13 protein-coding genes, 1 tRNA gene and 2 pseudogenes are annotated in these 10,470 nt (G+C 42.5%); 13 read left to right on the top strand and 3 right to left on the bottom strand.

Annotated features, from left to right (window positions below):
• Together B7Y67_RS07105 and B7Y67_RS07100 are read left to right on the top strand one after the other, a co-directional pair.
• Nucleotides 1-753, top strand: a pseudogene (locus B7Y67_RS07105) (type III restriction endonuclease subunit R); the annotation flags it as partial.
• 59 nt (nt 754-812) lie between these two features.
• The gene (locus tag B7Y67_RS07100; RefSeq protein ID WP_293598038.1) at nt 813-2,027 is read left to right on the top strand and encodes a tyrosine-type recombinase/integrase; all 1,215 of its coding nucleotides are present in this window, start codon (nt 813-815) and stop codon (nt 2,025-2,027) included.
• Nucleotides 2,028-2,090: 63 nt separating this feature from the next.
• On the opposite strand, the gene B7Y67_RS07095 is transcribed toward B7Y67_RS07100, so the two are convergent.
• The 3 genes from B7Y67_RS07095 to B7Y67_RS07085 all read right to left on the bottom strand — a co-directional run bounded on the left by B7Y67_RS07095 (nt 2,091) and on the right by B7Y67_RS07085 (nt 4,722).
• Nucleotides 2,091-3,131 carry a hypothetical protein gene (locus tag B7Y67_RS07095; protein WP_293598037.1) on the bottom strand — a complete coding sequence of 347 codons (1,041 nt, stop codon included), beginning with the start codon at nt 3,129-3,131 and terminating at the stop codon, nt 2,091-2,093.
• A gap of 246 nt (nt 3,132-3,377) precedes the next feature.
• Nucleotides 3,378-3,944, bottom strand: coding sequence for a site-specific integrase (locus tag B7Y67_RS07090; RefSeq protein ID WP_015422233.1), 567 nt, complete (start codon nt 3,942-3,944; stop codon nt 3,378-3,380).
• A 319-nt stretch (nt 3,945-4,263) separates the two neighbouring features.
• The gene (locus tag B7Y67_RS07085; protein WP_015422232.1) at nt 4,264-4,722 is read right to left on the bottom strand and encodes a hypothetical protein; all 459 of its coding nucleotides are present in this window, start codon (nt 4,720-4,722) and stop codon (nt 4,264-4,266) included.
• Nucleotides 4,723-5,058: 336 nt separating this feature from the next.
• Here B7Y67_RS07085 and B7Y67_RS07080 point away from each other — a divergent pair, with 336 nt between their 5' ends.
• From B7Y67_RS07080 to B7Y67_RS07030, 11 genes and pseudogenes are all read left to right on the top strand, one after another.
• Complete coding sequence (locus B7Y67_RS07080; protein ID WP_342394109.1) at nt 5,059-5,547, top strand: DUF6641 family protein; 489 nt, start codon at nt 5,059-5,061, stop codon at nt 5,545-5,547.
• Between the two features lie 285 nt (nt 5,548-5,832).
• The gene (locus tag B7Y67_RS07075) at nt 5,833-5,979 is read left to right on the top strand and encodes a hypothetical protein (RefSeq protein ID WP_215302268.1); all 147 of its coding nucleotides are present in this window, start codon (nt 5,833-5,835) and stop codon (nt 5,977-5,979) included.
• Nucleotides 5,980-5,981: 2 nt separating this feature from the next.
• Nucleotides 5,982-6,152, top strand: coding sequence for a hypothetical protein (locus tag B7Y67_RS07070; RefSeq protein WP_215302267.1), 171 nt, complete (start codon nt 5,982-5,984; stop codon nt 6,150-6,152).
• Between the two features lie 86 nt (nt 6,153-6,238).
• Nucleotides 6,239-6,808: a Panacea domain-containing protein gene (locus B7Y67_RS07065; RefSeq protein WP_215302266.1), complete on the top strand. Its 570-nt coding sequence runs from the start codon at nt 6,239-6,241 to the stop codon at nt 6,806-6,808.
• Nucleotides 6,809-7,374: 566 nt separating this feature from the next.
• Nucleotides 7,375-7,450, top strand: a tRNA-Phe gene (locus B7Y67_RS07060).
• Nucleotides 7,451-7,584: 134 nt separating this feature from the next.
• Nucleotides 7,585-8,268: a haloacid dehalogenase type II gene (locus B7Y67_RS07055; protein ID WP_293598036.1), complete on the top strand. Its 684-nt coding sequence runs from the start codon at nt 7,585-7,587 to the stop codon at nt 8,266-8,268.
• A gap of 1 nt (nt 8,269) precedes the next feature.
• Nucleotides 8,270-8,875, top strand: coding sequence for a GNAT family N-acetyltransferase (locus B7Y67_RS07050; protein ID WP_293598035.1), 606 nt, complete (start codon nt 8,270-8,272; stop codon nt 8,873-8,875).
• A 41-nt stretch (nt 8,876-8,916) separates the two neighbouring features.
• Nucleotides 8,917-9,156 carry a DinB family protein gene (locus B7Y67_RS07045; protein ID WP_293598034.1) on the top strand — a complete coding sequence of 80 codons (240 nt, stop codon included), beginning with the start codon at nt 8,917-8,919 and terminating at the stop codon, nt 9,154-9,156.
• Nucleotides 9,157-9,179: 23 nt separating this feature from the next.
• Nucleotides 9,180-9,434 (top strand): annotated as a pseudogene (locus B7Y67_RS07040) (DinB family protein); the annotation flags it as partial.
• A gap of 76 nt (nt 9,435-9,510) precedes the next feature.
• Nucleotides 9,511-9,843 (top strand): DUF3147 family protein, encoded by a 333-nt coding sequence (locus B7Y67_RS07035; RefSeq protein ID WP_293598033.1) that lies wholly within the window; start codon nt 9,511-9,513, stop codon nt 9,841-9,843.
• 96 nt (nt 9,844-9,939) lie between these two features.
• The coding region (locus B7Y67_RS07030) for a YoaK family protein (protein WP_293598032.1) at nt 9,940-10,470 on the top strand (531 nt) is incomplete at its 3' end.

Raw genomic sequence — 10,470 nt, 5'->3', positions numbered from 1 at the left:
CATACAACAATCTTGGATACGGCCGGCTTGGTGGACTATCGAAGCGTAATTGGCTATTTCACCCAAACAATTATGAAGGATTTGCGCCTCATTAGTGGCTATGACATTTTGTACGGAAAAGTGAAAAATTTTGTTGAGAATGATTTATTTAATAAGGCAGTGGATTTAGAAAGTGCAAACATTTTGCGCAACTTATCTGAGCCTGCAGCAACAAGAACATTGATAGATGCATTTAAAAGCGCCATCAATGCGCTAACTATTCAGGATAGGGGTGATGCAGAGATTCGAGACTCAATTAAATTAAGACAAACTCGCCCGTTTGTTACTAAAGACCAGTCATATTTAGTCCCCAAAAAGAGCATTTTTAATAAGATTATTGGAGACAGTCATTTTGAGTTAATGTTCGCAAGTTATCTTGAGGCCTGCGAAGATATTATTTCTTATGCTAAGAATTATTTTGCGGTTAACTTTAAGCTCGATTATGTCAATGCTGATGGGGATATTTCCAACTACTACCCTGACTTTATAGTAAAAGTTTCAAGCAAAAATATCGTGATAGTTGAAACCAAAGGTCAGGCAGATTTAGATGTGCCCCTGAAGACCAGGAGGCTAAAGCAGTGGTGCGAAGACATCAACAAAGTGCAATCCAAAATACATTTTGATTTTGTGTATGTTGATATGGACGGATTTGAAAAATATAAGTTAGGTAGCTTTTCACAGCTTATGGAGACATTCAGAGACTATAAAGATTAGGTCGCTCTAATCTCAATCTGAACTTAAGCTTGTAAGCGTCCTGTAACTAGACGCTCGACTTGCAAAACTTTCAATATCTTTTTCCTGCCAATACAAACCTAGAGACACCCAAAACAATCCAGTTGTTGCAGGGTGAGCTAACCCTCTTCAAACGTCCTAAAAGTCGTCAATGGCAATGTCGTTTTAAGTTACCTAATGGGCATTGGCATGCAGCCTCCACCAACGCAGAAGACTCCGATTTAGCTGAAGCCCAAGCCTTAGCCATTTACGAAACTGTCAAAGTCAAGATTGGAGCTGGCTTGGCGGTTGTCACTAAAACCTTTAAACAGATCGCATTCGATGAGTTGGCAAATATGGCGCAAGCGGTGCATAACAAACTAGGTAAGCGCATCTATCGTGACTATGCCTTTGCTATTAACAAATATCTCATCCCCTTTTTTGGGCAATATAAGATTGGTCAAATCACCAATGAGTTACTGGGCGAATTTGAATCTTGGCGTATTAGTGAGATGGGCAAGACTCCCATGGCTAGCACTAAACGTAATCATGCAAGTGCGTATATCCGAGTAATTAACCTAGCTCGTGATCGTGGCTATATTGGGCTTAATCAAGCTGTACCACTATTGGATAGCAAAGGCAAAAAAAGCCAGCCTCGCCCTGCTTTCACGGCAGAAGAAATTAAAGAGTTGTTAAGTTACACAGAGACTTGGCAAAAGAGTAGCTATACGGACAGAACAGCATTGATGAGAACGCTATGCGCCTATTACATAGAGTTTCTAGTGAATACAGGCATTCGACATGGAACGGAGGCACTTCCGCTTAGGTGGAAGCATTTGCAATGGCATTGGATTGGGGAAAAGAAATATCTGCGGATATGGGTATCAGGTAAGACGGGGCCTAGATATTTGATAGCAAGAACTGCTGTGGTCAAGGTATTAGAACGAGTAATGAAGTGGCAGAAGTTGCCTTACTCGGGGCTTAATGCTGTGATTGAGGCTAAGGTTGATGCTTTGATATTTAGATTGCCAACGGGTGAGCAAATTAGCAATATGGAAAATATCTTTCGTAACTTAATGGTTCGTAGCAACATGAGGGTTGATGGCGGAGGTCAGAACAGAACCTTATATAGCCTACGTCATACCTATGCCACATTCGCCCTAGCAAGAGGGGTTGATATTCACACTCTGGCTAGGCAAATGGGTACTAGTGTTGGCATGATTGAGCGACATTATTCCAAGTTAACTCCTATGATGAATGCCGAGAAGTTGGCTTAAAACCTGTTCTAAATGGAACAACGTATTAAAACAACAGCTACCCCTGCAGTGGTAGCGGTCGTCTTAAACAGTAATGACTGCCTTATCAGTCGGGTTAGCTATACGTTCCGCGACTTTAAAGACTGCATTCGCTTCTGCGCCCAAATCCCATAAATCAGGCTTGAGATCGACATTTTTGCTGCTTTGCTTGATCTGCTCATAGCGTTGTTCACGACGAGCTTGCACAAACTCTCCAGCTTCTTTGTTGATAACAAACTTGATGGGTAATCGGGCAGAGATTTCAGCCAATGCCTTTTCCATTGCACGCCAATCCGTATCGTCAGGTTTTTTGGTAAACAAGAGCTTGGCAAATACATAGCCAGAGTTTTTGCTATCAAAGCTTAAAGGCTCTTCAATCTTATTGATGTCCTTTGTGCTTTTGACCAGTTCATCAAGCTTTGCACCTGTTAGCTTATTTAACGCATACCCCTTAGTCAGGCATTCCTCAAATGCATCTGCTGGAATTTGAGTAATCAAGTAGATATTGGTCCAACTTGCTGGCAGTTGATCCACATATTGAATAAAGCGTGGATATACCCGACCAATTGCAGAGAACTTGCGAACAGTACTGCTGTAGTCCTTAAGTCCGACTTCATCGCAAAAAGTTTTAAATTGAAACTTATCTAGCGATTGCTCTGCCTCATAAACCACGCGGCACATCTCTAAAGTGCTACGAGCAGTTTTCTCAACACCAGCTTTAAACGCAGTTACATACTCTTTGCGCTCTTTTGGGATGATTGCTGATGTATCTGCTGTGGCAGCCTCTACGCTGAGCTTACGTTCGTACTGAACAAGGCTTGTGCTGGCAGATTTTGATGCTTTAGCTTTGTCCAAGCCTGCCTGCATACGCTGCGCTTTATCTTTGTCCGATTCTTTGGGTTCAGATGATGCTACAGGTTTTGATGAGGGTTTGACTTCACCTTCCACCTCAAATACTTCATCAAAAGTCGATGAATCCTCAGTGATGACATTGGCATTCATATTGCGAATATCCACAGAAGGAGTGGTTGATTGTGCTGCTGATGGGTTTACTGCTTGGTTAGTTACTTCAATTACATTTTCCATTTTTAAAGCCCCTTAAAAATCAACTAGGCGGTAATGGCGAAAGTGCCTGTGTGCTTTGTTGATAAGGGCAACTCTACATTTTTGGGATTTTTCAAACAAATCACCGCGTTGTTTTATTTCCTTGACAGAAAATTCCGAAAAATTAAAGCCCCATGAACAGGGGCTTGTAGGGTGATTTTCTTTTTGAGAAAAATCACTACTTTTTTGTGATTAAGAAAATGTAGTGATTAAATTCTTAGCCGACTATCAAATTAATTCCATCGCATTGCGACACATTTCAGGATTGGCATCGATATATTTTTGGGTTACCGCAATCGACCGATGACCTGCGATTTCGGCTAAGACTCGCACACCAATTCCTTTTTGGGCGAGCGAGGTAATCATCGAGCGTCTTCCCGAATGGCTGCTTGCGCCACTAATGCCCGCACCTCGATAAAGTGAAAAGAACCATACGCATAAACCGTTGGGCGTGAATTTAAGTCTTCTATCAGTGTGAAAAAAAGCAATTGTGGGATCTTTGATATGCCTAGTCTTCAAATATACTTCTAATTCCGCTTTGAGTTTACTAGCGATAAAGACGGTGCGAGGATGACCGCCTTTGGTTTGCGCGGCAGATAGTCTTACTTCGTTTTTGATCGTGCCATCGTCATTGACAATGTCGCCTAACTTTATGGAGGCGATCTCGGCGACCCGCATCCCGGTCAAAAAGCTGGTGAGGATGAGAGCGCGATTGCGCTCGGGATATTTTCTAGTGCTTGCGTAACGCAGAACTTGATCAATTTCTGCTTGGGTAAGGGTTTTAGCTTGAGCCATTTGTAAATCCTTTCATAAATAAAAAAGCACATACAAGTGTGTTTTCTTATTACAAATAAAGCGACCGAGAGCTTTTAAGCAAAGATCTTCCAAGAATCAATGAGTTACAAAATCAGGTTAAGAAAAGTAGAGTTTTCTTAACCTATATTTGCTTTAAATATTTATGCCAAATCCCTAGTGCCTGTCGTCTTTAGACGACGATCTGAGTGCTTCATACAGCAATAGCTCAAATCAACCCTGCACGCTATTTGATATGCGCCCAGCAACAAGGCGTGTGATGCCCCAAAATCGTTGCGTGTAGAGCTTTTTTGAGGGGTTTTTATTGTTTTATGTTCAAGTCCACGTTCGTGGCAACAAATACAGGCTTGTTGGCGCCCATGGCTTTACAGTGATGTGCTTTTAAGTCCCACTCATCATTTGTTCCATTTAGAACATCATCAATTTCAATATGCACTTCACCCGTAGTTTGTAGGTAAATGCAATAGCCATCGACCAGCTCTTTAGATTTAGTTAGGGGTTCGTAATGCACAATCCATGACATCACAAGATCGGGCGTATTCGCTACCCCGCAGGCTTCAAACTTTTTGAGAGTAGCGATTTGTTGATCTGTCTTGGCGGTATGTTGGAATTGTTCATATTCATAAAAATCTACTAGATACTTTTGGTTTGGATTATGAAGCTCCACCGATCCGTTATAGATGGCTCGTCTAAATAATCCCTTGCCAAATAGGGTGTTGTACTTCTCGTTGATAAAGCCTCTGATTGCGATTTCTCTCATTTATTTTCTCCTTGTGTTCTTAATTGAGTTCTTGTTGCTAGTTCCTTGGTTGGTTACAAGAGAGATCAGAAGAGATCAGTTGCAGTAAAAGTCGCAGATCTCAAAAGAGGAGTTACGAAGTTGTGTTACTTGGTCACAGTTACTCATTTGCCACTACGAGTAACTTACTAGCAACTACTCAAACTCAACTATGCAACTTCTTTTTCTTCTTGCGACATCTACTGTGTAACCAAGCAACTCGCAAAAATATTTATGACAGCTCAATAAAACCCGCATTTTTTCTATCCAAAATGAGTCGAAATAGAAGAATTGCCAAAAAGAGGTCGACCTATCTGGATGATTGAAAACAAACTGCTTGTGCCCATTAACCAAAAGGAGAAAACAATGAGCGCATTAAGTAACTTAAAACTAGTAGCAGTTAAAAAACCAACCCATATGCCTGCCGTCGTGATTCGCAGAAACAAACTTGGATCAAAACTTTGGGAGCAGATTCAGTTGGCCAAAAGTCAAATGGATGGCACGCCGTTTGTAGTGATGAAATACCGCTCAATTAAAGACCCTCAAACTGGATTGCGTAAGCAAGTGGAGGTTCCAAAAAGAATTAAGCCCTGGTGGTTCCAATCAGAACAAGGCAAGGTTTGCGTCTCTGTGAAGTATGGAAGCTGGACCATAGAATTGGCAAAGGGCAAGCCCAGTGTTGAGGTGGCTAGTGGCCTTGAGCTAGTAAAGGCATTGGAGTCGATTAAGTCGGCAGTAGAGGCGGGAGAATTAGATGCTCAGATAGAAACTGCAAGCGCCAGCTTGAGGAGTGGGTTTAAGCGATAGTGATGTTGTTAATGGCCACGATATCGTTCGTGGCCATCCAGGGATCTAGGAAATATTTAAACACTTAACAGCGTGCCTAAATATCTCTATGAAAACATATCTAGTAATCCTAAAAATCGGCGGCATAGAAGTAACAACAACAATTCAAGCGTTAAATGAGCAGCAAGTAAAAGCTTTAGCTCGCAGTTGGGGAGCACGCATATATTGGGTATGAAAGAGCTTTAAGGCAGCGCCATCTTCGCAAACTTGCGGGGTGGCCCGATCATGGTTCGACTAAATATCTATATGAAAAGATACAAGGCAACTGTTAATGCCGCTGGAATGTGGGTGGAAACTATTCTCTATGCCCAAAATCAAGCTCAAGCATATAAATTATTCCAGGCTATATTCGGGAGCAGTAATGTTCCACATCAACCATTGCAGATTGGTTAGCTATGCGATTCAATGAAATAGCCCCTCAAAAGCCATTAAGCCCAGAGCAAGCCAGACTTAAATCAATGAAAGATCGAGTGAAGCAAGATCAGCAAGCTGTTAAAGCCGAGCGAGCCAGGCAGAAGATTAAGTCTGGCCAAGTTGAGCTTGGGAAGGCTGCTCATTTAAATTAGCCAGATAAAGGTTCGTTGTTTTTATAATACAAAATATTGATAAGGCGGCAACAGTGCTTATTGCTAAAGAGTAAAATCGACCTACTATGTTTAATGAGCGCAAAGTGGCCCAAATGGCTACTTTCTTTTTGAGAAAAGAAAGTAATGCCCGCATGTCACATCTTAAATTGATGAAATTACTCTATCTTTCAGATAGAGAGGCCATCAAATCTTTTGGAATGCCAATTTCCGGAGATCTTTATGTATCAATGCCTCATGGTCCCGTGCTTTCAAAAACCCTAAATCTGATGGACGGCGACATTGAATCTCAGGATGGTGGTTGGGAGTCTTGGATTTCTGACAAAGAAAATCATGAAGTAGCTGTTCGTTCTTCAGTGGCGCACCGAGAACTTGATGAATTAAGTAGGGCTGAGCTCGAGGTTTTGGAGATTGTGTGGGGTAATTTTGGTGGGATGGATAAGTGGACAATTCGGGATTGGACCCATATTAATTGTCCGGAGTGGCACGACCCAAATGGGTCTTCTTATTCTCTGGAGTTTGATGACATTGTCAAGGCACTAGAGAAAAGCAAAAAATTTGATAAAGAGACGGCAGCTCAAATCATCGTCTCACATAAGTCAGCTCAGGATATAGATAATTTATTTGCTTCAATATGAAGCTTTTTCTCCCTTACAAAAGGGCGGCGCTCCTGATACCTTCAGGGCCAGATGATGATCCAGATCGGAAACATTTGTTTATTCTGCTTAGCGATCCATTAAACATCGAATCTCTGCAATGCAATTTACTTGTACCAATTAGCACTCGAGATCACTTAAGAATGCAAGATTTAACTTGTGAGCTTTCAAAAGGGGATCATGATTTTATTAGGCACGATAGTTTTGTATTCTATGCAAAGATGAGGCATGAGGAGACAAGTAAATTGCTTAAGGCCGTAGCGCAGGGAACGTTCATATCACATGAATCCTTACGAGAGGATATATTTGCTCGAATTGTTACTGGCGCCATAACTTCTAAATTTACGCCGTTAAAGTATGTGCATCTCCTTGCGCCTAAGTCATAGGCGGTCTAAAGGCAATCCTCCGCCACATCAGCTAAGTCGCACACCGTTAAGAAGGGTCTGCCATCCCCACTCCGACAGGATTTCCCTATAAATCAATAGAGTTGGCTACAGTAAGCCCATTTTGTGTAGCTTAAAAACAGTTCCGCTATAATCTTAGCTCTTGGCCTGGTAGCTCAGTCGGTAGAGCAGAGGATTGAAAATCCTTGTGTCGGTGGTTCGATTCCGCCCCGGGCCACCAAGAAATACCAAAACCACCTTCGGGTGGTTTTTTCATCTGTATTGGCGGCTGGCATTGCTTTCCTTGAGATGATCTAATCATGAAGTCTTGTTTTAAATGACAATACAGATTCATAATAAAAACAGGGAGACGGTATGTATAAGCTCGTAGCCTTTGATGCCTATGGAACTTTATTTGATGTCTATTCCATGAGGCAGTTGGCAGAAGAATTATTTCCGGGTCATGGGCAGGATTTTGCTTTGATGTGGCGTGAGCGCCAAATCGAATACACCCGCTTGGTAACTATGAGTGACCCCAGTCCTGATGGCAGCAAACACTATCTTCCATTTTGGGAGCTAACGATTCGCTCATTGAGGTATGTCTGTAAGCGGATGGAATTAAACCTCACTCCCGAAAATGAGAGACGACTGATGGATCAGTATGCCAAGCTCACTGGGTTTGGCGATAGTTTGAGTGTGCTCAAGGCAATTAAAGAGAGGGGTATTGCAACTGCTATTTTGTCTAACGGCAGTAGAGAGATGTTGGCTGCGGTGGTGGAGAGTAATGGTTTAAATTCTCATCTCGATAAAGTAGTAACTATTGAAGATATTCACCTATTTAAAACCGCCCCACAAGCCTACGAACTTTTGCTTAAAGCTTTTCCAGTCAAGAAAGAGGAGATACTATTCGTATCGAGTAATGCTTGGGATGCTCTAGCGGCCAAGTGGTTCGGCTTCGACGTGTTTTGGGTTAATCGCTTAAACCATCCCTTTGAAGAGATTGGTGAAATACCAAACTATGAAGGCGACTCTCTAAGCAAGGTTTTGAAAGTTATATAAGATGAAATTCTCCGATTCGGTTACCTTACAGGGCGAGCATGCCTCATTAGTGCCACTAACTGTGGAGCATCATGATGGTTTATGTGAGGCCGTTAGGGATGGTGAGCTTTGGAGGCTTTGGTACACAAGCGTTCCTTCGCCTGAGTCAATGTCAAAAGAAATTGAAAGGCGTTTGAGCTTACAGCAGTTGGGATCAATGAATCCGTTTTGTATTTTGGATGCCAGTGGCAATCCCGTTGGAATGACTGCTTATATGAATATTGAGCCAGAAAATCGTAGGCTGGAGATAGGATCTACTTGGTACCGTCAGTCGGTTCAGCGCACGGCCATCAATACTGAATGTAAATTGATGCTATTGCGATATGCATTCAGGAACTTAGCTTGTGTTGCCGTGGAATTTCGTACGCATTTTTTCAATCATCAAAGTCGAAAAGGGATTGAGAGATTGGGGGCGAAACTAGACGGTATATTGCGAAGTCACCAGATTAATCGTCATCTAGATGCCAAAGATAGTCTTCGAGATACCTGTGTATATAGCATTCTGGCAGGTGAATTTCCTGCTGTAGATGCTCATTTGAGCTTTCGATTGCAATCACCTAAGTCATAAACTGGCGATTCATCTTAGGCTAGCTTCTCAAAAGAGGCCTTATGTCTGTTGTTCGAAATATCCGAATGCTTACGCGCTACAACAAGTGGGCAAATAACTTGCTCTTAGCTGCTATTTCTAACCTGCCGCATGAGGAGTTCAGCAAAAATCGTGCCGCGGCATTTGGTGGAATGGCATTCACTTTGGCCCATATAGTGATTGTTGATCAAATATGGAGGGCTCATTTGCTTGGTAATGACCACGTTTTACATCTCGCACTACCGAATCACCAGATTCTTTAAAGCTACTTTCGGAAACGTTAAATGAAATGGGCGACTGGTATGTTCAATATGCCGATTCAATGAGCGAGTCCTGGCTGAATGAAAAAGTGCGCTTTTCCTTTGTTGATGGCAGCGCCGGAGAAATGACTAGGGGTGACATTTTGATTCATATCTGTAATCACAAAGCGTTTCATCGAGGCCATATTGGGGACATGTTTTATCAATCTGGTTTTAGACCGCCATCAATAGATTTACCCGTATGTATGCGCGATGCTTTTAATGAGGCAGAACTAGGATAGGGTCTCGAGTCTGCAGCTTATGTGTTTTTACTCACATTGAGGCGTCAAGACCATCTTCAGGGCGTAATATAGATGCATGCTCTATGTCATTAAAACCCTCATTGCTGCCATTGTGATTGTTGCGGTAGGTGAACTCAGCAAGCGGAGCTCTGCTCTAGCTGCGTTTCTGTTGGCCTTACCCATTGTTTCAATTACCGCCTTTATCTGGATCTATGTCGAATCAAGGGACAAGCTCCGGGTTGCTGATATCAGCCAAGAGACATTTTGGTATGTTATTCCAACATTGCCCATGTTCCTCTTGCTAAGTTGGATGCTTAAAAATGAATACAACTTCTATTTGTCTTTGCTCATTTGTTGTGGCTTAACGGTAGGCCTCTTTTCGATTACCCAGTATTTGCTATCCAGGTAGGCTTTATCCGTGCCCCGATTTAGCTACTTGCGTAGACTTTGCTTCGGACGCCCAATTTTATTCTTGAAAAAGTCTGAGTCGTAGAATAGAGCTTCAATGCCAATTAAGTTCATCCAGCTTTTAACTAGCGCCGAGCGCTCCCACAGGACTAATGTTCAGTTGGGCGCCTATATGGCATTTGTTGCGGGCGCGGTTAATGCGGGTGGATTCTTGGCGATTGCCCGCTACACCTCGCATATGAGTGGCATCATTTCTGCGATTGGGGATGATCTGGCTCTTAATGATTTGATTTCAGTGCTAGGCGGTATCTCGCTCTTGTTGTCTTTTCTATTCGGTGCCGCCACTACTGCCATCATTGTTAATTGGGGCCATAGAAGAAGAATTCATAGTGAGTTTGCGTTGCCGTTATTGCTCGAAGCAGTGTTGCTTTTAGTTTTTGGATTGGTCGGGGCTAACTTAAATTTATATTTGCCCCTAACGGTGCCGGCGATTGCATTGCTCCTCTGCTTTGTTATGGGCTTGCAAAATGCGATTGTTACTAAGGCATCAAAGGCAGAAATTAGAACGACCCATATGACCGGGGTGATTACGGACATAGGTATCGAGTTGGGAAAGTTAATTTACTGG

It is taken from the genome of Polynucleobacter sp. 35-46-11 (assembly GCF_002281105.1).
Note: the sequence above shows the minus strand (reverse complement) of the source record. Positions and strands in the feature narration are given on the sequence as shown.